The sequence below is a fragment of the Burkholderia sp. WP42 genome, assembly GCF_000745665.1.
Classification (GTDB): Bacteria; Pseudomonadota; Gammaproteobacteria; order Burkholderiales; family Burkholderiaceae; genus Burkholderia; species Burkholderia vietnamiensis.
Genome location: NZ_JQJT01000022.1, coordinates 19180 through 40572, shown reverse-complemented (window position 1 = coordinate 40572; position 21393 = coordinate 19180). Strand labels below are relative to the sequence as shown.

General features: G+C 67.6%; 20 protein-coding genes. 9 read left to right on the top strand and 11 right to left on the bottom strand.

The genetic code is table 11. The features are described from left to right. The first annotated feature begins 221 nt into the window (after window positions 1-221). The gene (locus tag EX20_RS14475; protein ID WP_011883128.1) at window positions 222-1472 is read left to right on the top strand and encodes an Hsp70 family protein; all 1251 of its coding nucleotides are present in this window, start codon (window positions 222-224) and stop codon (window positions 1470-1472) included. Between the two features lie 122 nt (window positions 1473-1594). Here the strand turns inward: EX20_RS14475 and EX20_RS14470 are convergent, their stop codons facing one another. Continuing rightward, window positions 1595-1798: a cold-shock protein gene (locus EX20_RS14470; protein ID WP_006477070.1), complete on the bottom strand. Its 204-nt coding sequence runs from the start codon at window positions 1796-1798 to the stop codon at window positions 1595-1597. 420 nt (window positions 1799-2218) lie between these two features. On the opposite strand from EX20_RS14470, the gene EX20_RS14465 reads away from it, so the two are divergent. Then, the gene (locus tag EX20_RS14465; RefSeq protein WP_011883129.1) at window positions 2219-3817 is read left to right on the top strand and encodes an APC family permease; all 1599 of its coding nucleotides are present in this window, start codon (window positions 2219-2221) and stop codon (window positions 3815-3817) included. A gap of 106 nt (window positions 3818-3923) precedes the next feature. On the opposite strand, the gene EX20_RS14460 is transcribed toward EX20_RS14465, so the two are convergent. From EX20_RS14460 to EX20_RS14430, 7 genes are all read right to left on the bottom strand, one after another. Continuing rightward, window positions 3924-4715 carry a DODA-type extradiol aromatic ring-opening family dioxygenase gene (locus EX20_RS14460; protein ID WP_034193979.1) on the bottom strand — a complete coding sequence of 264 codons (792 nt, stop codon included), beginning with the start codon at window positions 4713-4715 and terminating at the stop codon, window positions 3924-3926. A 224-nt stretch (window positions 4716-4939) separates the two neighbouring features. Further along, a complete protein-coding gene (locus EX20_RS14455) occupies window positions 4940-5536 on the bottom strand; it encodes a UbiX family flavin prenyltransferase (protein WP_011883131.1) in 597 nt (198 codons plus the stop codon). 12 nt (window positions 5537-5548) lie between these two features. Further along, complete coding sequence (gene grxD / locus EX20_RS14450; RefSeq protein ID WP_011883132.1) at window positions 5549-5860, bottom strand: Grx4 family monothiol glutaredoxin; 312 nt, start codon at window positions 5858-5860, stop codon at window positions 5549-5551. 67 nt (window positions 5861-5927) lie between these two features. Then, window positions 5928-6770, bottom strand: a complete 843-nt coding sequence (gene prmC / locus EX20_RS14445; RefSeq protein ID WP_011883133.1) for a peptide chain release factor N(5)-glutamine methyltransferase — start codon at window positions 6768-6770, stop codon at window positions 5928-5930. 7 nt (window positions 6771-6777) lie between these two features. Continuing rightward, window positions 6778-7860: a peptide chain release factor 1 gene (prfA, locus tag EX20_RS14440; RefSeq protein WP_014722360.1), complete on the bottom strand. Its 1083-nt coding sequence runs from the start codon at window positions 7858-7860 to the stop codon at window positions 6778-6780. Between the two features lie 80 nt (window positions 7861-7940). Continuing rightward, window positions 7941-9239 (bottom strand): glutamyl-tRNA reductase, encoded by a 1299-nt coding sequence (gene hemA / locus EX20_RS14435; protein WP_011883135.1) that lies wholly within the window; start codon window positions 9237-9239, stop codon window positions 7941-7943. Between the two features lie 71 nt (window positions 9240-9310). After that, on the bottom strand, window positions 9311-10027 hold the full coding sequence (locus EX20_RS14430) for a response regulator transcription factor (RefSeq protein ID WP_011883136.1): 717 nt from the start codon (window positions 10025-10027) through the stop codon (window positions 9311-9313). Window positions 10028-10203: 176 nt separating this feature from the next. On the opposite strand from EX20_RS14430, the gene EX20_RS14425 reads away from it, so the two are divergent. The 4 genes from EX20_RS14425 to EX20_RS14410 all read left to right on the top strand — a co-directional run bounded on the left by EX20_RS14425 (window position 10204) and on the right by EX20_RS14410 (window position 13537). Beyond that, a complete protein-coding gene (locus EX20_RS14425) occupies window positions 10204-10458 on the top strand; it encodes a hypothetical protein (protein WP_011883137.1) in 255 nt (84 codons plus the stop codon). A gap of 18 nt (window positions 10459-10476) precedes the next feature. Beyond that, entirely contained in the window at window positions 10477-12291 is a 1815-nt protein-coding gene (locus tag EX20_RS14420; RefSeq protein WP_011883138.1) for an aminopeptidase P family protein, read from the top strand. Between the two features lie 74 nt (window positions 12292-12365). Further along, a complete protein-coding gene (locus EX20_RS14415) occupies window positions 12366-12917 on the top strand; it encodes an isochorismatase family protein (RefSeq protein WP_034193978.1) in 552 nt (183 codons plus the stop codon). Next, the gene (locus EX20_RS14410; protein ID WP_011883140.1) at window positions 12914-13537 is read left to right on the top strand and encodes an HAD family hydrolase; all 624 of its coding nucleotides are present in this window, start codon (window positions 12914-12916) and stop codon (window positions 13535-13537) included. The genes EX20_RS14415 and EX20_RS14410 overlap by 4 nt, the downstream gene beginning before the upstream one ends. A 131-nt stretch (window positions 13538-13668) precedes the next feature. Here the strand turns inward: EX20_RS14410 and ettA are convergent, their stop codons facing one another. Both ettA and EX20_RS14400 read right to left on the bottom strand, forming a co-directional pair. Beyond that, on the bottom strand, window positions 13669-15336 hold the full coding sequence (ettA, locus tag EX20_RS14405) for an energy-dependent translational throttle protein EttA (RefSeq protein ID WP_014722364.1): 1668 nt from the start codon (window positions 15334-15336) through the stop codon (window positions 13669-13671). A 187-nt stretch (window positions 15337-15523) separates the two neighbouring features. Continuing rightward, on the bottom strand, window positions 15524-15832 hold the full coding sequence (locus EX20_RS14400) for a DUF3761 domain-containing protein (protein WP_034193977.1): 309 nt from the start codon (window positions 15830-15832) through the stop codon (window positions 15524-15526). A gap of 580 nt (window positions 15833-16412) precedes the next feature. On the opposite strand from EX20_RS14400, the gene gabP reads away from it, so the two are divergent. After that, window positions 16413-17804, top strand: coding sequence for a GABA permease (gabP, locus tag EX20_RS14390; protein ID WP_034193975.1), 1392 nt, complete (start codon window positions 16413-16415; stop codon window positions 17802-17804). Between the two features lie 164 nt (window positions 17805-17968). On the opposite strand, the gene ychF is transcribed toward gabP, so the two are convergent. Then, window positions 17969-19063 carry a redox-regulated ATPase YchF gene (gene ychF / locus EX20_RS14385; protein WP_011883144.1) on the bottom strand — a complete coding sequence of 365 codons (1095 nt, stop codon included), beginning with the start codon at window positions 19061-19063 and terminating at the stop codon, window positions 17969-17971. Window positions 19064-19311: 248 nt separating this feature from the next. Between ychF and EX20_RS14380 the strand changes: the two genes are divergently transcribed. Then, on the top strand, window positions 19312-20490 hold the full coding sequence (locus tag EX20_RS14380) for a UbiH/UbiF family hydroxylase (protein WP_011883145.1): 1179 nt from the start codon (window positions 19312-19314) through the stop codon (window positions 20488-20490). 90 nt (window positions 20491-20580) lie between these two features. Then, the gene (locus EX20_RS14375) at window positions 20581-21309 is read left to right on the top strand and encodes a DsbC family protein (RefSeq protein ID WP_034193974.1); all 729 of its coding nucleotides are present in this window, start codon (window positions 20581-20583) and stop codon (window positions 21307-21309) included. The last annotated feature ends 84 nt before the right edge of the window (window positions 21310-21393 follow it).

The window sequence follows — 21393 nt, the reverse complement described above, 5'->3', positions numbered from 1 at the left end:
GAGCGCGTGACGGCGCTGACGGTGCGAACAGCCCGGCCAACGCGCCGCCGCCGCCCGCACCACCAATCCGGTGCGCCGACCACGGTCACGACCGACACACCGATTCGTCTGATCGAACCGCGGCGCGATACCGATGCCCGTCCCGGTTGTGATCCGGCGGGCTTCATGTTAAAAAGCCCGTCCTTTCCGTTTTCGCGCCGGCCACGTTGCGGCACCTTCCGATGACTTACTGCGCGATCGACTTCGGCACATCCAACTCCGCCGTGGCGCTGCCCGACGGCGACGGCATGCGTCTCGCGCCCGTCGAGGGCGAGCACCTGACGCTGCCCACCGCGATCTTCTTCAACAACGACGAGGAAACCGTCGAATTCGGCCGGGCGGCGCTCGCGTCCTATATCGACGGTTTCGACGGCCGCCTGATGCGCTCGATGAAGAGCATCCTCGGCTCGCCGCTCGCCGAAACCACGACCGACCTCGGCGACGGCAGCGCAATCGCGTACACCGAGATCATCGCGCGCTTCCTCACGCACCTGAAGCGCAAGGCGGAGGCCAAGGCGCGCGCGCCGCTCGGCCGCGCGGTGCTCGGCCGACCGGTGTTCTTCGTCGACGACGATCCGCGCGCGGACCGCCTTGCCCAGAATCAACTCGAAGCAGCCGCACGTGCGGTCGGCTTCTCCGACGTGCATTTCCAGTACGAGCCGATCGCGGCCGCGTTCGACTACGAGTCGCGCCAGCAGGCGGAGCGGCTCGTGCTGGTCGCCGACATCGGCGGCGGCACGTCCGACTTTTCGCTGGTGCGGGTCGGGCCGCAGCGGATGGCGCGTCTCGAACGCAAGGACGACGTGCTGGCGCACCACGGCGTGCACGTCGCGGGCACCGATTACGACCGGCGCGTCGAACTGGCGGCGATCCTGCCCGCGTTCGGCTACCGTGCGCTCGATCCCGAAGGCCGCGAACTGCCGAACCGGATCTACTTCGACCTCGCGACCTGGCACCTCATCAACACCGTCTACACGCCGAAGCGCGTGGGCGAATTGAAGCTGATGAAGCACCTCTACCTGGACGTGCGGCAGCACGAGCGGCTGCTGCGTGTGGTGGAGCAACGGCTCGGGCACGCGCTGATGGCGCGCGCGGAGGAGGCGAAGATCGGCGTGGCGGCGGGCGGGGAGACGATGATCGACCTGAACGACGTCGAAGAGGATCTGCAGATCGCCTTCGACGCCGACCGTCTGGTGGCCGCGAGCGTGGACGACACCGCGCGCATCGTCGAGGCGGCGCGCGAAACGGTGCGGCTCGCGGGCATCGCGCCGCGCGACGTCGGCGCGCTGTATTTCACCGGCGGCTCGACCGGGCTGGCGTTTCTGTCCAGTGCGCTGGCCGGTGCGTTCCCGGACGCGCAGCCGGTGTTCGGCGATCGCCTCGCCAGCGTCGCGACGGGGCTCGGCATTCACGCGCAGCGCCTGTTCGGCTGAACGGGACGAGCCGGCCGCGCGAAGCGGCCGGCGGCCCGGCCATGCTGCCGCGCCGTGCCGTGCCGGAAAAACAAAAAGCCCCGCCGAAGCGGGGCTTTTCTACACGAAATATCGCGCCGAACTTAGACCGGACGGATGTTCGCAGCTTGCAGACCCTTCGGGCCCGTCTTCACTTCGAATTCAACCTTCTGGTTTTCTTGCAGCGTCTTGAAGCCTTCGACGCGGATTTCCGAGAAGTGCGCGAACAGATCGTCGCCGCCGCCTTCCGGGGTGATGAAGCCGAAGCCCTTTGCGTCATTGAACCACTTGACGGTACCGGTTGCCATGTTACTTGTTCCTAAAAAGATAAAACGGGGCCGAAGCCCATGGGGTGCGGAAAATCAAGGAAGGGGTAATAGGACCACCGGAGTACCGTTGATGGGCGAACTACGAAAGAACCAATTCACTCGCCGCTTGAAATCCTGCAACGTTGTTTATACGGCTAATCGGTCGCGCGGTCAACCGTATTTCCATTCACTCAGGGTTATTGCGGAGTTCAGGTTTACAAAACTTGCAAGGGGCGCGAATTTTTTGTAGGGGCCGAACGATTTTGGCGCCAACTCGCAGGTGCAACCGTTAAACTACGCGCCGCGCGGACGGGTTGCCCCGATCGGGTGTCCCGTCCCCCCCAAGAATGCGTGCGCGGTGCTGTCCGAGCCGATCCCGGACCGCAGGCCGACCATGCTTTTTGAGACACAGGAGAGGATGTGAAGAGTTCTATTCAACGGAACATCGGCCCGTTTGCATTGATGCTGACGGGGCTGGGTTCGATTATCGGCTCGGGCTGGCTGTTCGGCGCCTGGAAAGCCGCGAAGATCGCCGGTCCGGCGGCGATTTGCGCGTGGATCATCGGTGCGGTCGTGATTCTCGCGATTGCGCTGACGTATGCGGAACTGGGCGCGATGTTCCCCGAGTCGGGCGGCATGGTGCGCTATGCGCGCTACTCGCACGGTTCGCTGGTGGGCTTCATCAGCGCCTGGGCGAACTGGATCGCGATCGTGTCGGTGATTCCGATCGAAGCCGAAGCGTCGATTCAGTACATGAGCACGTGGCCCTATCCTTGGGCGCATGCGCTGTTCGTGAACGGCGAATTGTCGACACCGGGGCTGCTGCTGTCGGCCGTGCTGGTCGTCATCTACTTCCTGCTGAACTACTGGGGTGTGAAGGCGTTCGCGCGGGCGAACACCGCGATCACGATCTTCAAGTTCCTGATTCCGGGCCTCACGATCCTCGGGCTGATGCTGTCGAGCTTCCACTCGGAAAACCTCGGCACGGCGTCGAATGCGAGCTTCGCGCCGTACGGCTGGTCGGCAGTGCTGACCGCGGTCGCGACGAGCGGCATCGTGTTCGCGTTCAACGGCTTCCAGAGCCCGGTGAACCTCGCCGGCGAAGCGCGCAATCCGTCGCGCAGCGTGCCGTTCGCGGTGATCACGTCGATCCTGCTCGCGCTGGTGATCTACGTGCTGCTGCAGATGGCCTACATCGGCTCGGTCAACCCGGCCGACGTCGCGAAGGGCTGGGCGCACTTCAACTTCTCGTCGCCGTTCGCGGAGCTCGCGATCGCGCTGAACCTGAACTGGCTTGCGATCCTGCTGTACGTCGACGCGTTCATCAGCCCGAGCGGCACCGGCACGACCTACATGGCGACGACCACCCGCATGATCTACGCGATGGAGCGCAACAACACGATGCCGAAGATGTTCGGCAACGTGCATCCGATCTACGGCGTGCCGCGCCAGGCGATGTGGTTCAACCTGCTCGTGTCGTTCGTGTTCCTGTTCTTCTTCCGCGGCTGGAGCTCGCTCGCGGCGGTGATCTCGGTCGCGACGGTGATCTCGTACCTGACCGGCCCGATCAGCCTGATGGCGCTGCGCCGCGCGGCTACCGACATCGAGCGTCCGCTGTCGATTCCGCTGATGAAGCTGATCGCACCGTTCGCGTTCGTCTGCGCGTCGCTGATCCTGTACTGGGCGAAGTGGCCGCTGACCGGCGAAATCATCCTGCTGATGGTCGTCGCGCTGCCGGTGTACTTCTTCTTCCAGGCGAAGGCCGGCTGGGGCGGCTGGGGCGCGGACCTGAAGGCCGCGTGGTGGCTGGTCGCCTACCTGCCGACGATGGCCGTGCTGTCGCTGATCGGCAGCAAGGAGTTCGGCGGTCACGGCGTGCTGCCGTACGGCTGGGACATGCTGGTCGTCGCGGTGATCTCGCTCGGGTTCTACTTCTGGGGCGTGAATACCGGCTACCGGACGCAGTACCTCGACGAGCGCGAATCGCACGACGAGATCCTCGAAGGGATCGGCGCCTGACGCGATCGACTGCCGCCGGATTCGGCGGCGGCAGCAAACATACGAAAGCCCGCCGGAGCATCGCTCCGGCGGGCTTTTTGTTGGTGCGCCGAGCGCCGCGTCGGGTTCAGGCGGCGGCGCTCGCGAACACGTAGTTCGTCATCGCCAGCACGCGCTGATACGTGCCGAGCGACTGGATGCCGAGCCGATAGTCGTCGTCGGCCGCGCCGAGCGCGGCGAACACCGGCAGCAGATGCTCGTCGGTCGGATGCATGAGCGCCGCGTGCGGCGCCTGCCGGCGATAGTCGAGCAGCGCGTCGACATCGCGCGCGGCGAGGCGCGCCTCGAACCAGTCGGTGAATTCGGCGACGCGCGGGTCCGCATCCTCCGGCGCCGCGCCGAAATCCGCCGCGCGCAGGTTGTGCGTGATCTGGCCCGAGCCGATCACCATCACGCCTTCGTCGCGCAGCGGCCGCAGCGCGCGGCCGAGCGCGAAATGATGGGCCGCGTCGGCGCGCGGCTGGATCGACAACTGCGCGACCGGCACATCGGCATCCGGGAACATCAGCAGCATCGGCACCCATGCGCCGTGGTCGAGGCCGTGCTCGGTCGTCGCGGTTGCGATGCCGGCCGCGTTCAGCAACTCGGCTGCGCGCTCGGCGACCTCCGGTGCGCCGGGCGCCGGATAGCGGATCTCGTACAGCGCCCGCGGAAAACCGTAGAAGTCGTGGATCGTTTCAGGCTGCGCGGCGACGCTCGCGACCGGCTGCTGCGTGCCCCAGTGCGCGGAGAGCATCAGCACCGCGCGCGGGCGCGGCAATTCGGCGCCGAGGTGCGTAAACGCCGCCGACGGCAGCGACGGATCGATCGGCAGCGTCGGCGCACCGTGGGACAGGTAAAGCGACGGCAAGCGGTTCATGGTGAGGCAGCCTTCAGGAACGGATTGCCTATGACTATAGGCGTGTACCACGCGTCAATAAACGGGTGGGGCGGAATTTGATTGAATCGCTGGAGTTGATAATCGGCGCGAAGCCTGGCGCGGCGGTGTCGGCGCGATCGCAAGCCGCCCACCTCGACTGATTAGCGGGCAGATCGCGTGGCGTTACGCGGAGAACGACGCCGATGTACGGCGCGTCGTGCGGCTCATTGCGCGGCCCGGATGCCGGCCCACGGCGTCGTCATCGGCGCGCTGAGCGCGAACAGGTCGAGCACACGCGTGACGGTCTGATCGACGAGTTCCTCGATCGTCTTCGGCATTGCGTAGAACGCGGGCAGCGGCGGGAACACGATGCCGCCCATTTCGGTCACGGCGGTCATGTTGCGGAGATGGGCGAGGTTGAACGGCGTTTCGCGCACCATCAGCACGAGACGGCGACGTTCCTTCAGCGTGACGTCGGCCGCGCGCGTGATCAGGTTGTCCGACAGACCATGTGCGACGCTTGCGAGCGTCTTCATCGAGCACGGTGCGATCACCATGCCGTCGGTGGCGAACGAGCCGGACGCGATCGTCGCGCCGACGTCGCGCACCGAATGCACGACGTCCGCGCGGCTTTCGACGTCGGCCTTCGACAGCTTCAGTTCATGCTGGACGTTGAGCCAGCCGGCGTTCGACACCAGCAGGTGGGTCTCGACGCCGCCGGCTGCGCGCAGCATGTCGAGCAGCCGCAGGCCGTAGACCGCGCCGGTGGCGCCGGTGATCGCGACGATCAGCCGGCGTGGCGGCGCGCTGGAAGATGCCATGCGGGACGGGCTTTACGCGGCGGCGAACAGTTGCTGCAGTTCGCCCGACTGGTACATCTCCATCATGATGTCCGAGCCGCCGATGAATTCGCCCTTCACGTACAGCTGCGGGATGGTGGGCCAGTTCGAGAATTCCTTGATGCCCTGGCGGATTTCGTCGTCCTCGAGGACGTTGACCGTCTTGAACTGATCGACGCCGCAGGCCTTCAGCACCTGCACTGCGCGGCCCGAGAAGCCGCACATCGGGAATTGCGCGTTGCCCTTCATGAAGAGCACGACCTGGTTTTCGTCGACGATTTGCTTGATACGTTGTTGGGTGTCCATGACTGACCTTGCGTTTGCGGGGCGTTAGATCGAAATGATAGCGGATTTCATCCGCGCGGGCCGGGCGTCAGCCGGGCAGGCGGCCGCCGGTCGTACGCTCGATCGCGGCCAGATCGGCGAGCGATTCGACCGCGACGAAGCCGTGCGACGCGAGCAGCGCGCGCACGGCTTCGGCCTGGTCGTAGCCGTGCTCGATCCACAGCGTGCCGCCCGGTTTCAGATGCGCGCCGGCGCCCGCGACGATCGTGCGGATCGCGCTCAGGCCGTCGGCATCGTCGGTGAGCGCGCCGCGCGGCTCGAAGCGCAGATCGCCCTGCTCGAGGTGCGGATCGTGCTGCGCGATGTACGGCGGGTTGCTGACGATCGCATCGAACGCGAGCGCCGGGTCGAGCGCGGCGTACCAGTCGCTCTGCAGCCAGTGCAGCGGGCCGCCGGGGCGCCGCGCGTCGAGCAGCTTGGCGGCGTTGCGCTGCGCGACTTCGAGCGCGGCCGGCGAGCGATCGAGCGCCCATACGCGGGCGTCGGGCCGCTCGGCCGCGATCGACACGGCGATCGCGCCGCTGCCGGTGCCGAGATCGAGCACGGCCGGATGCGGCCGGCCGTCGATCGCGTCGAGCGCGGCTTCGACCAGCAGCTCGGTTTCGGGGCGCGGGATCAGCACGTCGGGCGTCACGTCGAACGGCCGGCCGAAGAACTCGCGCATCCCGACGAGCTGCGCGACCGGCTCACCGGCCACGCGGCGTGCCTCGAGCGCGCGGTAGCGTGCGATCGCCGCCGGCTCGAGCGGCGCATCGCCGCGCGTGATCAGCTGCGTGCGGGTCCAGCCGAGCGCGTGCGACAGCAGCACGCGTGCATCGACCGCGTCGAGCGGCGACGCGCGCAACAGATCGTCGGCGGTGAGCTCGGGCATCGCGGCCTCAGTCGGCGTCGCCGAGCGACGCGAGCAGTTCGGCCTGATGCTCGCTGACGAGCGCGCCGATCAGTTCGTCGAGGTCGCCGTCCATCAGCGCCTCGAGCCGGTACAGCGTCAGGTTGATCCGGTGGTCGGTCATCCGGCCCTGCGGGAAGTTGTAGGTGCGGATGCGCTCAGAGCGGTCGCCGGAGCCGATCAGGCTCTTGCGCGTCGCGGCTTCCTTCGCGTGCTGCTCGTGATACTGCTTGTCCTTGATGCGCGCGGCGAGCACCTTCAGCGCGCGATCCTTGTTCTTGTGCTGCGAACGGTCGTCCTGGCACTCGACGACGATCCCGGTCGGAATGTGCGTGACGCGCACCGCCGAGTCGGTCTTGTTGATGTGCTGGCCGCCCGCGCCCGACGCGCGGAACGTGTCGATCCGCAGGTCGGCCGGATTGATTTCGACCTCGCCGATCTCGTCGGCTTCCGGCATCACCGCCACCGTGCACGCGGACGTGTGGATGCGCCCCTGCGTCTCGGTGGCCGGCACGCGCTGCACGCGATGGCCGCCCGACTCGAACTTCAGCCGCGAATACGCACCCTGGCCGGCGATCCGCACGATCACTTCCTTGTAGCCGCCGAGGTCCGACGGGCTCTCCGACATCATCTCGACCTGCCAGCGCTGGCGTTCCGCGTAGCGCAGATACATGCGCAGCAGGTCGCCCGCAAACAGCGCCGATTCGTCGCCGCCGGTGCCGGCGCGGATTTCGAGGAAGATGTTGCGATCGTCGTTCGGGTCCTTCGGCAGCAGCATCTTCTGCAATTCGCCTTCGAGGCGGGTCATGCGCTCGCGTGCGCTGCGAATCTCCTCTTCGGCGAAGTCGCGCATCGACGCGTCCGCGAGCAATTCCTGCGCGGCCGCTTCGTCGTTGCGCGACTGGCGCCACAGCGCGTACTGCTCGACGACCGGCCCGAGCTCCGCGTGTTCGCGCGTCAGTTTGCGGTACTGGTCGAGATCGGCCGTGACGTTTTCGCGGCTCAGCAGATCATTGAGTTCGGCCAGCCGGACAGACAGCTGGTCGAGCTTGCGTTGCATGCTCGTCTTCATGGTGTGGAGCGGCGCTCCCGGGCAAGGGTATTCGAAAAGGATAGGCCGGCGCGCCGCCGGCGGCGTCGCGCCGACCGTCGCTAGTGGCCGGACTGGTCGTTCGAGCGCGGCGCGTGCTGGTAGAAGCCGCGCATCAGGTCGATCAGCGAATCGCGATCGGCGCCGCTCACGCGGTTCAGCGCGCTCGTCGGGCCGTGGATCAGCTTGTTGGTGAGCGCCTGCGACAGCGCTTCGAGAACGGCGGCCGGATCGTCGCCGCGTGCGAGCAGCTTTTGTGCCTTCTCGACTTCGGCGCGGCGCAGTGCGTCGGCCTGCGTATGCATGTGACGAATCACCGGCACGACACTGCGCGTGTCGAGCCATTGCATGAAATTCTGCACGCGCGTCTCGATGATCGCCTCGGCCTGGGCGACCGCGGCCTGGCGCGACGCGTTGCCTTCGCGCACGATCGCGCCGAGATCGTCGACCGTGTAGAGGAACACGTCCTTCAGCTTGCCGACTTCGGGCTCGATGTCGCGCGGCACCGCGAGGTCGACCATGAAGATGGGCCGGTGGCGGCGTGCCTTCACCGCGCGCTCGACGGCACCGAGGCCGATGATCGGCAGCGTCGACGCGGTGCACGACACGATGATGTCGAACTCGTGCATGCGCGTCGGCAGGTCCGACAGCGGCATCGCGCGGCCGCCGAAGCGTTCGGCGAGCCGTTGGCCGCGCTCCGCGGTGCGGTTCGCGACGACGAGCTCGCGCGGGCCTTGCGCGGCGAAATGCGTCGCGCATAGCTCGATCATCTCGCCCGCGCCGATGAACAGCACGCGCTGATCCGCCACCTTTTCGAAGATGCGTTGCGCGAGGCGCACCGCGGCGGCGGCCATCGACACCGACTGCGTGCCGATCTCGGTCGTGCCGCGTACTTCCTTGGCGACCGCGAACGTGCGCTGGAACAGCTGGTTCAGATAGGTGCCGAGCGCGCCGGCTTCGGTCGCGGTGCGCACGGCGTCCTTCATCTGGCCCAGAATCTGGGTTTCGCCGAGCACCATCGAATCGAGGCCGGACGCGACGCGGAATGCGTGCCGGACCGCTTCCGATTGCGGCAGCGCATAGACGTGCGGCGCGAGTTCGTCGACCGGAATCCGGTGGTACTCCGACAGCCAGCGAATCGCCCCGTCGCGCGCGGCGCGATCATGCGTCGCGCAATAGAGCTCGGTGCGGTTGCAGGTGGAGAGGATCGCCGCTTCGGGCGTGTTCGGCGCCTGGGGGCCGAGGAACACGTTCTTGAACGTGACGAGAGCCGGTTTGATCTGCTCGAGCGGAAACGCCACGCGTTCGCGCAAGGCGACAGGCGCAGTGTGGTGATTGATTCCGATCGTGAGGAGTTGCATATCAGGGGCTATCGTTTAGCCCCATATTATAGCGTCTCGGCGATTTCCTCACTCAGCGCGTGGCGGGTACGTCAGCCGGGCGGCGCGCAGGCGGGGGCCTCGACCGGCACGCGGTTGAGCTGATAGCCGTAGCCGTACAGAGGCAGGAGCCGGTAGCCGCGTTCGGGAAGCAGCTGCAGCTTGCAGCGCAGCCGTGACGCGTGGGTGTCGAGCGTGCGCGACTTCATGTCGCGGTGACGCGCCCACACCGTTTCGAGGATGTGGGCGCGCGACACCGGCCGGGACAGGTTCGCGAACAGCAACTCGGCGAAGCGAAATTCCTTCGGCGTGAGCGCGACGACCGAATCGCCGAAGCGCACGACGCTGTGGATCACGTCGAACGCGTATTCGCCGAACGTTTCGCGTGCGCGATTCGGCGGCCGCCGCACGCCCGCGCGCCGGCTCAACGCATTGACGCGCGCCAGCAACTCGGGGCCGCTCACGGGGCGCACGACGCAGTCGTCCGCGCCCGCGTGCAGGCACGACACCACTTCGCTTTCCCGCGCGCGCTGCATCACGGCGATGGCCGGCAGCCCGGGCAGGATCGACTGCGCCCGCGGGATGACTTCCTCGGCCGGGTGATCGCCGGCCCAGTTGCCGGTGATCAGCATGTCGCAGGTGTCGGTGGCGAGCCACTCGAAGAAGTCCGCGCTCGACTCGAACGCGTGGCAGAGGTGACCGCCGGCGAACAGCAGGCGGTTCAGGAGCGCAGCATGGCGCGCCTCCGGATCGATCAGGGCAATTCGCATGAGGATTTCTTCAATACGGCTGCCGGTGCGCGCTTGCCATAACGTCAGGTCGGCCCCTACACTCGAATGTTCGCGGCGCCCGGCTGGTCGGGGGTTTCGATGGATGGATGAGTCGATGCTAGCCGCTGGCAACGTTCACGCCTATGGGACGAATCTGAATTTATAGAAGGCGTCGAATGAACTGGTTTGGAATCATTGTTCTCGGAGCGGCCGTCGGGCTGTTCGGCCGGTGGCTGCACCCGCTGCGGCGCGCAGGCCGGCCGGCATGGTGGATCGCGGTGCTGGTCGGCATCGTGGCCGCCGCCGCCGCGCGCATGGCCGGTAACCTCTCCGGACTGTTTTACGATGGCGAAACGCTCGAATGGCCGGTCTGCACCGGTGTCGCGTTCCTCGCCGTAGCCGTGACGGTCGCCGTGTCGGCCCGTCGCTGAAAGCTCTCAGGTGAAATCATGAATGCCCGTCTCCCCGAAGTCTCGTCGGTGCCGGCCCGCCTCGCGCTGCTGCGCGGTGCGATGGTCCGCGAGGACCTGGCCGCCTATCTGGTGCCGTCCGCCGATCCGCACCTGTCCGAGTACCTGCCCGAGCGCTGGCAGGCGCGCCGCTGGCTGTCCGGGTTCACCGGCTCGGTCGGCACGCTGGTCGTGACCGCCGATTTCGCCGGGCTCTGGGTCGACAGCCGTTACTGGGTGCAGGCAGAGGCCGAGCTTGCCGGCACGGGCGTTCAGCTGATGAAGATGACGAGCGGCCAGCAGAGCGCGCCGCACGTCGACTGGCTCGCGCAGAACGTGCCGGCCGGCGCGACGGTCGGCGTCGACGGCGCGGTGCTCGGCATCGCGGCCGCCCGCGCGCTGACGGCCGCGCTCGACGCACGCGGCATCGCGCTGCGCACCGATCTCGACCTGCTCGACGCGATCTGGCCCGAGCGCCCTGGCTTGCCGGGCGCCGCGGTGTTCGAGCACACGGCGCCGCAGGCCGACACGACGCGCGCCAGCAAGCTCGCCGAAGTGCGCCGCGCGATGCACGCGCAGGGCGCGCAGTGGCACTTCGTGTCGACGCTCGACGATCTCGCGTGGCTGTTCAACCTGCGCGGCGCCGACGTCAACTTCAACCCGGTGTTCGTCGCGCACGCGCTGATCGGCGCCGAGCGCGCGACGTTGTTCGTCGCCGACGGCAAGGTGCCGCCGGCGCTGGCCGCATCGCTCGCGCAGGACGGCGTCGAGGTCCGCGCGTACGACGCCGCGCGCGCGGCGCTCGGTGCGCTGCCCGACGGCGCGAGCCTGCTGATCGACCCGCGCCGCGTCACGTTCGGCACGCTCGAGGCCGTGCCGGCCGGCGTGAAGCTGATCGAGGCCGTGAACCCGTCGACGTTCGCGAAGTCGCGCAAGACGTCCGCCGAGATCGAGCACGTGCGCGTGACGATGGAGCACGACGGCGCCGCACTCGCCGAATTCTTCGCGTGGTTCGAGCAGGCGGTGAACCGCGAGCCGATCACCGAGCTGACGATCGAGGAGCAGCTGACGGCCGCGCGCGCCCGGCGTCCCGGCTACGTGTCGCCGAGCTTCGCGACGATCGCCGGCTTCAACGCGAACGGCGCGATGCCGCATTACCACGCGACGCCCGCGTCGCATGCGACGATCGCCGGAGACGGCCTGCTGCTGATCGACTCCGGCGGCCAGTACACGGGCGGCACGACCGACATCACGCGCGTCGTGCCGGTCGGCACGGTCGGCGATCTGCAGCGGCGCGATTTCACGATCGTGCTGAAGTCGATGATGGCGCTGTCGCGCGCGCGCTTCCCGCGCGGCATTCGCTCGCCGATGCTCGATGCGATCGCGCGCGCGCCGATGTGGGCGGCCGGGCTCGACTACGGCCACGGCACCGGTCACGGCGTCGGCTATTTCCTGAACGTGCACGAAGGGCCGCAGGTCATTTCGCACTACGCGCCGGCCGAGCCGCACACGGCGATGGAAGAGGGGATGATCACGTCGATCGAGCCGGGCGTGTACCGGCCCGGCAAATGGGGGATCCGGATCGAGAACCTGGTCGTGAATCGCGCGGCCGGGCAGACCGAATTCGGCGACTTCCTCGCGTTCGAGACGCTCACGCTGTGCCCGATCGACACGCGCTGCGTGCTGATCGAGATGCTGCACGAAGAAGAGCGCGCCTGGCTGAACGCGTATCACGCGAGCGTGCGCGAGCGGGTCGGCCGGCACGTGAGCGGCGATGCGAAGGCCTGGCTCGACGTGCGCACGCAACCGATCTGACCCGGCCCGACGCACGGCAAAGCAAACGCCGCATACCGGCCGCACGGCGGCCGGACCATCACCGAGGGCACGCGATGGCAGACACCGCAGTAATCGTGATCGACATGCAGCGCGGGCTGCTGCAGCGGGCGCGGCCCGTGTACCGGCTCGACGACGTCGTGGCGGGCATCAACCGCCTGACCGCGGCCGCGCGCGCGGCGAATGCGCCCGTGTGCTTCGTGCAGCACGACGGCGACGCGGACGACGACATCGTGCCCGGCACACCCGGCTGGGAACTGCACGACGCGCTGAGCGTCGGCCCCGCCGACTGGCGCATCCGCAAGCAGATGAGCGATGCGTTCCACGACACGCCGCTCGCCGCGCAGCTCGACGGCCACGGCATCCGGTCGGTGCTGATCTGCGGCTATGCGACCGAGTTCTGCGTCGATGCGGCCGCGCGCCGCGCGGCGCTGCTCGGCTACCGGACGAGCGTCGTGTCGGATCTGCATACGACCAACGAGCGCACGCATCTGTCGGCCGCGCAGATCGTCGCGCACCATCAGTTCGTGTGGGAAAACAGCACGCTGTCGGGCAACGCGGTGACGCCGCGTCCGCTCGCGGACGTGCTCGCAACGGAGTTCGCATGACGATCAAGGCGGTGGTATTCGATTTCGGCGGCGTGCTGATCGACTGGAGCCCCGAGTATCTGTACCGGCAACTGATTCCCGACGAAGCGCAGCGCCGCTGGTTCCTCACGCACGTGTGCGCGATGGACTGGGTGGTCCGCCAGGACGGCGGGCAGACGATCGACGAAGGAACCGACGAACTCGTCGCGAAGTTTCCGGAACACGAGGCGCTGATTCGGGCGTTCTACGCACGCTGGCACGAGATGATCGGCGGCGTGCTCGAAGAAGGCGCGGCGCTGGTCGAGCGGCTCGATGCGCAGCGCATGCCGCTGTTCGGGCTGACCAATTGGTCGGCGCAGACGTTTCCGTATGCGTGGGACAACTTCCCGGTGCTGCGACGCTTCAAGGACATCGTCGTGTCGGGCCACGTGAAGCTCGTGAAGCCCGATCCGGCGATCTACCGCGCAATGCACGCGCGGATCGAACCGCATCTGCCGGGTGTCGCGCCGCATGAACTCGTGTTCATCGACGACAACGCGAACAACGCGGCGGCCGCGACCGCGCTCGGCTGGCACGGCATCCATCACACGAGCGCGGCGGCGACCGAGGCGCGCCTGCGCGAGCTGGGCGCGCTCACGTAGGCGAGCGTCGGGCGTTGAGCCAATAGAAAAGCGGGCCAGTGGCCCGCTTTCGTTTTGGCGATCCCGAAGCGGCGGCGCGGGCGTGCGGCCCCGCGTTGCCGCGCACCGCGCCGGACGCCGCCCCGTGCCGATCAGCGGCTGATCGGCTTGTAGCGCAGACGCTTCGGCTTCGCCGCTTCCTCGCCGAGGCGCGCACGCTTGTCGGCTTCGTACTCCTGGTAGTTGCCGTCGAAGAACGTGACCTGCGAATCGCCTTCGAAGGCGAGGATGTGCGTCGCGATCCGGTCGAGGAACCAGCGATCGTGCGAGATCACCAGCACCGAGCCCGCGAACTCCAGCAGCGCGTCTTCCAGCGCGCGCAGCGTTTCGACGTCGAGGTCGTTCGACGGTTCGTCGAGCAGCAGCACGTTGCCGCCGGAGATCAGCGTCTTCGCGAGGTGCAGGCGGCCGCGCTCGCCGCCCGACAGGTTGCCGACGATCTTCTGCTGGTCGCCGCCCTTGAAGTTGAAGCGGCCGATGTACGCGCGCGACGGCGTTTCGTACTTGCCGACCGTCAGCACGTCGGCGCCGCCGGAGATTTCCTCGAACACCGTCTTCGAGCCGTCGAGCGCATCGCGGCTCTGGTCGACGTACGCGAGCTTCACCGTCGGCCCGAGCACGACTTCGCCGGAATCCGGCTGCTCCTTGCCGGTCAGCATCTTGAACAGCGTCGACTTGCCGGCGCCGTTCGGGCCGATGATGCCGACGATCGCGCCGGCCGGGATCTTCAGGCTCAGGTTGTCGATCAGCAGGCGATCGCCGAACGACTTGCTGACGTTCTTGAACTCGATCACTTCATTGCCGAGGCGATCGCCGACCGGAATGAAGATTTCCTGCGTTTCGTTGCGCTTCTGGTATTCCTGGCTGTTCAGTTCCTCGAAGCGCGCGATCCGCGCCTTCGACTTCGCCTGACGGCCCTTCGGGTTCTGGCGCACCCACTCCAGTTCCTTCTTGATCGCCTTTTGGCGCGCCGATTCCGACGCTTCTTCCTGCTTCAGGCGCTCTTCCTTCTGGTCGAGCCAGCTGCTGTAGTTGCCCTTCCACGGAATGCCGTGGCCGCGGTCGAGTTCGAGAATCCACTCGGCCGCGTTGTCGAGGAAGTAGCGATCGTGCGTGACGGCGACGACGGTGCCGGGGAAGCGCACCAGGAACTGCTCGAGCCAGTCGACCGACTCGGCGTCGAGGTGGTTGGTCGGCTCGTCGAGCAGCAGCATGTCGGGCTTTTCGAGCAGCAGCTTGCACAGCGCGACGCGGCGCTTTTCGCCGCCCGACAGGTGTTCGATCTTCGCGTCCCACGGCGGCAGGCGCAGCGCGTCGGCGGCCACTTCGAGCTGCTGCTCGGGGCTGCCGCCGTCGCTCGACGCGAGGATCGCTTCGTATTTCGCCTGCTCGGCCGCGAGCGCGTCGAAGTCGGCGTCGGGTTCCGCATACGCGGCGTAGATTTCCTCGAGCTTCTTGTTCGCCTGGAACAGGTCGCCGAGGCCGTCCTCGACCGCCTCGCGCACCGTCTTCGTCGGGTCGAGCTGCGGTTCCTGCGGCAGATAGCCGATGTTCAGGTTCGGCATCGGCGTCGCTTCGCCTTCGATGTCCTTGTCGACGCCCGCCATGATGCGGATCAGCGTCGACTTGCCCGAGCCGTTCAGGCCGAGCACGCCGATCTTCGCGCCCGGAAAGAACGACAGCGAGATGTCCTTCAGGATCTGGCGCTTGGGCGGCACGATCTTGCCGACCCGGTTCATCGTGAAAACGTATTGGGCCATTTGGGTGTGAAAGTCAGAGGGTTGAGACTGCCGCGCGGCGCATGGGCGAGCGTGGCGTCGGATGAGTCGGTACGGAGCGCGCGGCGCGCGGCGCGGCCGTGGCGCCGCGTGGCGGCGGCGCGAGCGCGTATTGTACTTCGCCGCCGCCTGCCGCTGGCGCGGCGCCGGCCATTCGGCCGACCCGCCTTCACAACCATGCGGCGACGCCGCCGTGCCCCGAACACGTGCCGCGCCGATGGCGGCTGAAGCTGTACGTGCCGTCGCGGCAACGTGCGCTCGCGCCGTCGGGTACGCGGCCCGATCTCGAATGCGCGGGCGCGTGCACGGTGTCGCCGTCGCGATTGCGGTACGTGTCGTGCCGGTCGAGATCCGCTTCGCTGCCGTAACCGGGCGACGCGCGATACGCGTGTGCGGCGGGCGGCAGCGCGGTGCACGCGACGAACAGCGCGGCCGCGACGGTCGCGATGCGGGTGGCGCGGCGCAGCGTGGCGGGCATGGTGGGTCTCCGGATGATGTGGTCGATGGCGGCTCGCAGGTCGAGCGGGCGGGGCGCGAAGCATTGCCGCGGACCGCGCGCCGACGCCGCGATGCTACGCGAAGGCCGTCGCCGCTGCCGCGAACCGGCACGCGGCAACGCTCGCGTCGCCCGTCTGCCGCACGATATGGTGACGGCCCCATGGCGAGCGCCCGATAGCGCGCTCGCGCCGCTCGCCCGGCCGCCCGGCCGCCGAACCGACACCAGGCGTTGCATCGACGACCATCGATGCAACCAGTGGTTCCATCGAAATTCTTCAATTGGTTCTTAGTTCAGAACCGTTTGATGCTTACACTCCTTCGCTTCGAAGGCGGCCGACCGACGGCCGACGGAACGGGCGCACGCGATGCGCCGGCGCGCTGAGCGCCGCATCGCACCCGCAGCTTCGCAGACTGCGTCGCGCACCGACCAGACCGGCCGATCCGGCTCCTGGTCCGCATGCGACGCATGCGCGGCGGGCAGCGGATACAACAACGACAACTCCCTCGCCGCCTTCATGCCACAACCGGTCGTACCGGCACCGTTTTTTGGAGAGAGACATATGAGTGGAAGCAACACAGGCCTCGGCACGGGTCTGAAACAGCGGCACGTGACGATGATGTCGATTGCCGGCGTCATCGGCGCGGGCTTGTTCGTGGGCTCCGGCCACGCCATCGCGGAGGCCGGCCCGGCTTCCATCCTCGCGTATGCGATCGCGGGCGTGCTGGTCGTGCTGGTGATGCGCATGCTCGGCGAGATGGCCGTCGCGCATCCGGACAGCGGTTCGTTCTCGACTTATGCCGATCGCGCGATCGGCCATTGGGCCGGCTTCTCGATCGGCTGGCTGTACTGGTGGTTCTGGGTGCTGGTGATTCCGATCGAGGCAACGGCCGCCGCGACCATTCTCAATGCGTGGTTCCCCGGCGTCGCGACCTGGATCTTCGCGCTCGGCATCACGCTGCTGCTGACGATCACCAATCTCTTTTCGGTCAAGAACTACGGCGAATTCGAATTCTGGTTCGCGCTGATCAAGGTGGTCGCGATCGTCGTGTTCCTGTGCATCGGCGGTGCCGCGATCCTCGGCATCGTTCCGGCGCCGGCGGTGTCGGGCGTGTCGAACCTGTTCGCGCATCAGGGCTTCATGCCGAACGGCGCGGGCGCGGTGCTGGCTGCGATGCTGACGACCATGTTCTCGTTCCTCGGCACCGAGATCGTGACGATCGCGGCCGCGGAATCGGACAACCCGCAGCGCCAGATCGTCCGCGCGACGAACTCGGTGATCTGGCGTATCACGCTGTTCTACCTCGGCTCGATTCTCGTCGTCGCCGCCATCGTGCCGTGGAACGATCCGCTGCTGCCGAAGCACGGCTCGTATCAGCGTGCGATGGAGCTGATCGGCGTGCCGAACGCGAAGGCGATCATCGACGTGATCGTGCTGGTGTCGGTCGCGAGCTGCCTGAACTCGGCGCTGTACACGGCGTCGCGGATGCTGTTCTCGCTGTCCAAGCGCAAGGACGCGCCCGCGTTCCTGCACCGCACCGATTCGACCGGCACGCCGCGCGCGGCCGTGCTGGCGTCGACCGCGTTCGGCTTCCTGACGGTGATCGCGAACTATCTGATGCCGGAGCAGGTGTTCGGCTTCCTGCTCGCGACCTCGGGCGCGATCGCACTGCTCGTGTATCTCGTGATCGCGATCTCGCAGCTGCGGATGCGCAAGACGCTCGAATCGACGGGCGCGGACCTGACGCTGCGGATGTGGCTGTTCCCGTGGCTCACGTGGGCGGTGATCCTGTTCATCTGCGGCACGCTGACCGTGATGTTCGTGAGCGAGGCGCACCGGATGGAAGTGGGCGCGACGGCCGTGCTGGCGCTGCTGGTGCTGTTCGCTTCGTGGCTGAACAAGCGTGCGCGCGATGCGCGCGCGGTGGCCGGCGGGCGAGTCTCGGCGACTTGACGACGTGACGACCGGATGGCGGGCGCGCTGCCCGCCGCCGGCACGCGGGCAGGCCGCGTGATGAAAAATGGGCCGATCGGCACTTGCCGATCGGCCCATTTGCTTTTCGCGACGGTTCGCGTGGTGCGATGCCGGGGCGCTCGCCCGGCATCGGCGGTCAGGTATCAGACGTTGAACAGGAAGTTCATCACATCGCCGTCGTGCACGACGTATTCCTTGCCTTCCGCGCGCATCTTGCCGGCTTCCTTCGCACCCTGTTCGCCCTTGTACGCGACGAAGTCGTCGAACGAGATCGTCTGCGCGCGGATGAAGCCGCGCTCGAAGTCGGTGTGGATCACGCCGGCCGCCTGCGGCGCCGTGTCGCCGATATGGATCGTCCACGCGCGCACTTCCTTCACGCCCGCGGTGAAGTAGGTCTGCAGGCCCAGCAGCTTGAAGCCCGCGCGGATCACGCGGTCGAGGCCCGGCTCTTCCATGCCCATGTCCGCGAGGAACGCTTCCTTGTCGGCGTCGTCGAGATCGGCGATTTCCGCCTCGATCGCGGCGCACACGGCGACCACCGGCGAGTTCTCGCTTTCCGCGTACTTGCGCACCGCTTCGAGGTGCGGGTTGTTGTCGAAGCCGTCGTCCTTGACGTTCGCGACGTACATCGCGGGCTTCGCCGTGATCAGGCAGAACGGCTTGAGCAGCGCCTGCTCGTCGTCCGACAGGTCGAGGCTGCGCACGGCCTTGCCCTGGTCGAGCTGCGCGCGCACTTTCTCGAGCACCGCCGCGAGCTTCACCGCTTCCTTGTCGTTGCCCGACTTCGCGGCCTTCGAGTAGCGCGTGAGCGCCTTCTCGACGGTGCCGAGATCGGCGAGCGCGAGCTCGGTGTTGATCACTTCGATGTCGTCGATCGGGCTGACCTTGCCGGCGACGTGGATCACGTTGTCGTCTTCGAAGCAGCGCACGACGTGCGTGATCGCGTCGGTTTCGCGGATGTTCGCGAGGAACTGGTTGCCGAGGCCTTCGCCCTTGCTCGCGCCGGCGACGAGGCCCGCGATGTCGACGAATTCGACGACGGCCGGCAGGACGCGCTCGGGCTTCACGATTTCGGCCAGCGCCTTCAGGCGCGTGTCGGGGACTTCGACGATGCCGACGTTCGGCTCGATCGTGCAGAACGGGTAGTTCTCGGCGGCGATGCCGGCCTTCGTCAACGCATTGAACAGTGTGGACTTGCCGACGTTGGGCAAGCCGACGATGCCGCATTTGAGGCTCATGGAATCCTTCGGACGGGTGGGGCGGCGCGGCCGGACGGAGCGCGGCGGCGCGGGAAAATAGGGACGGCCGGCGCGCGAGGCGCGGCGGGCCGACGTTCAAAGGCGCTATTGTACCGTGCCGACGCCCCGGTTTCCGGCCTTGGCCGGAACGCCCCGACGCGACCGGCCGCCGCATTGGCGCAGCCACGGGCGATTCTGCTGATTTCCCGCAAAGTCCGGCCGCGTAAGGGCTCGGCCCCGCGGCTATAATGCGCGCCATGACTGCCCACCACACCTTCGACGTCGCCGTGGTCGGCGGCGGGCTCGTCGGCAAGACGGCCGCGCTCGCGCTGACCCAGTCCGGCTACAAGACCGCGTTGCTCGCCCAGCCGGCGACCCCGCGCCCCGCCGATCTCGCGTTCGATACGCGCATCTACGCGCTGTCCTCCAGTTCGCAGGCGTTGCTCGAACGGCTGCGGGTCTGGCAGGCGCTCGACCACGGGCGGCTCGCGCCGGTGTACGACATGCGCGTGTACGGCGATGCCCACGCGGAGCTGCATTTCTCCGCGTACCAGGCGTCGGTGCCGCAGCTCGCATGGATCGTCGAATCGTCGCTGATCGAGACGTCGCTCGACGCCGCGCTGCGGTTCCAGCCGAATCTCACGTGGTTCGACGCGCGCGCGCAGGGCTTCGACGTGCGCGACGATGCGGCCGTCCTGACGCTGTCGTCCGGGCACGTGGTCGAGGCGGACCTCGTGGTCGGCGCGGACGGCGCCCATTCGTGGGTGCGCTCCCAGATGGGCGCCAAGGTCGAGCGCCGCGATTACCGGCAGACGGGCGTCGTCGCGAACTTCAAGGCGTCGCTGCCGCACCGCGAGACCGCGTACCAGTGGTTCCACGAAGGCGAGATCATCGCGTTGTTGCCGCTGCCCGACGGCCACGTGTCGCTCGTGTGGTCCGCGCAGACCGCGCACGCCGATCAGCTGCTCGCGCTCGATCCCGCGCAGCTCGCCGCCGAAGTCGAACGCGTGTCGCACGGTCAGGTCGGCACGCTCGAATGTGTGACGCCGGCGGCCGGTTTCCCGCTCGCGCTGCAGACGGTCGACAAGCTGATCGCGCCGCGCGTCGCGCTCGTCGGCGACGCCGCGCATCTGATCCATCCGCTCGCGGGGCAGGGGATGAACCTCGGGCTGCGCGACGTCGCGTCGCTCGCCGATGCGATCGCGAGCAAGGAGAGCTTCCGCAACCTCGGCGATACGGTGCTGCTGCGCCGCTACGAGCGCGCGCGCCGCGAGGACATCCGCGCGCTGATGGTCGCGACCGACGGGCTGCAGCGGCTGTTCTCGGTGCCCGGCCCGCTCGCGAAGGCGGTGCGCAACGCGGGCATGGCGTTCGTCGGCGCGCAGCCGCTCGTGAAGCGCTGGCTGGTGTCGGCCGCGCTCGGCTGATCGAACCCTCGCATGGCGGTCCTGTCGGACAGGTGCCCGTTACGGCGTACACTGTGACGTGCACTTCGATTGAGCTGAAGGACCAACCCGATGAAAAGAACGATCCGCATCGCCTCGCTGGCGCTCGCCGTCACGATGGCGACGCTTGGCTGTACCGCGCAGGCCGACCAAACCACCGACAAGCTGAAAGCCACGCTGCAGGCGCGTCTCGGCAGCGACGCGCCGATCAAGAGCGTGTCGAAATCGCCGGTCGCGGGCCTCTACGAGGTGAACCTCGGCTCGCAGATCATCTATAGCGACGCAGCGGGCGACTACGTGCTGCTCGGCGATCTCGTCGACACCAAGACGCACAAGAACCTGACCGACGCACGCCTGTCCGATCTGAACCGGATCGATTTCGCGAGCCTGCCGTTCGCGAACGCGATCAAGGTCGTGAAGGGCAACGGCGCACGCAAGATCGCGGTGTTCTCCGACCCCAACTGCCCGTACTGCAAGCGGCTCGAGACGACGCTGCAGTCGATCGACAACGTGACCGTCTACACGTTCCTGTACCCGGTGCTGTCGCCGGATTCGACCGCGAAGTCGAAGGCGATCTGGTGCGCGAGCGATCGCGCGAAGACGTGGGAAAGCTGGATGATCGACCATCGCGCGCCGTCCGGCGCCGGCACCTGCGACACCACCGCGCTCGACAAGAACCTCGCGCTCGGCCACGGGATGAACGTCACCGGCACGCCGACGATCTTCCTGCCGGACGGTCGCCGCCTGCCGGGCGCCGTTTCGGCCGAGCAGTTGAACCAGGCGCTCGCGTCGAGCAAGTAACCGACCGACACGCCGGGCCGCAACGCCCGGCCAGCGAGGGGCGCCCGCGACACCCGCCGGCGCCTCTCGTCGTTTTCGCCGCCT

Excerpts from the sequence above, each read along its gene's own strand:
- grxD (WP_011883132.1), bottom strand. The coding sequence starts at position 5,860 with ATGGACACCCAACAACGTATCAAGCAAATCGTCGACGAAAACCAGGTC.
- EX20_RS14425 (WP_011883137.1), top strand. The coding sequence starts at position 10,204 with ATGAACTGGTTTGGAATCATTGTTCTCGGAGCGGCCGTCGGGCTGTTC.
- ychF (WP_011883144.1), bottom strand. The coding sequence starts at position 19,063 with ATGAGCCTCAAATGCGGCATCGTCGGCTTGCCCAACGTCGGCAAGTCC.
- EX20_RS14460 (WP_034193979.1), bottom strand. The coding sequence starts at position 4,715 with ATGAACCGCTTGCCGTCGCTTTACCTGTCCCACGGTGCGCCGACGCTG.
- hemA (WP_011883135.1), bottom strand. The coding sequence starts at position 9,239 with ATGCAACTCCTCACGATCGGAATCAATCACCACACTGCGCCTGTCGCC.
- ettA (WP_014722364.1), bottom strand. The coding sequence starts at position 15,336 with ATGGCCCAATACGTTTTCACGATGAACCGGGTCGGCAAGATCGTGCCG.
- EX20_RS14400 (WP_034193977.1), bottom strand. The coding sequence starts at position 15,832 with ATGCCCGCCACGCTGCGCCGCGCCACCCGCATCGCGACCGTCGCGGCC.
- gabP (WP_034193975.1), top strand. The coding sequence starts at position 16,413 with ATGAGTGGAAGCAACACAGGCCTCGGCACGGGTCTGAAACAGCGGCAC.
- EX20_RS14375 (WP_034193974.1), top strand. The coding sequence starts at position 20,581 with ATGAAAAGAACGATCCGCATCGCCTCGCTGGCGCTCGCCGTCACGATG.
- prmC (WP_011883133.1), bottom strand. The coding sequence starts at position 6,770 with ATGCCCGAGCTCACCGCCGACGATCTGTTGCGCGCGTCGCCGCTCGAC.
- EX20_RS14380 (WP_011883145.1), top strand. The coding sequence starts at position 19,312 with ATGCGCGCCATGACTGCCCACCACACCTTCGACGTCGCCGTGGTCGGC.
- EX20_RS14470 (WP_006477070.1), bottom strand. The coding sequence starts at position 1,798 with ATGGCAACCGGTACCGTCAAGTGGTTCAATGACGCAAAGGGCTTCGGC.
- EX20_RS14455 (WP_011883131.1), bottom strand. The coding sequence starts at position 5,536 with ATGGCATCTTCCAGCGCGCCGCCACGCCGGCTGATCGTCGCGATCACC.
- prfA (WP_014722360.1), bottom strand. The coding sequence starts at position 7,860 with ATGAAGACGAGCATGCAACGCAAGCTCGACCAGCTGTCTGTCCGGCTG.
- EX20_RS14415 (WP_034193978.1), top strand. The coding sequence starts at position 12,366 with ATGGCAGACACCGCAGTAATCGTGATCGACATGCAGCGCGGGCTGCTG.
- EX20_RS14430 (WP_011883136.1), bottom strand. The coding sequence starts at position 10,027 with ATGCGAATTGCCCTGATCGATCCGGAGGCGCGCCATGCTGCGCTCCTG.
- EX20_RS14420 (WP_011883138.1), top strand. The coding sequence starts at position 10,477 with ATGAATGCCCGTCTCCCCGAAGTCTCGTCGGTGCCGGCCCGCCTCGCG.
- EX20_RS14475 (WP_011883128.1), top strand. The coding sequence starts at position 222 with ATGACTTACTGCGCGATCGACTTCGGCACATCCAACTCCGCCGTGGCG.
- EX20_RS14410 (WP_011883140.1), top strand. The coding sequence starts at position 12,914 with ATGACGATCAAGGCGGTGGTATTCGATTTCGGCGGCGTGCTGATCGAC.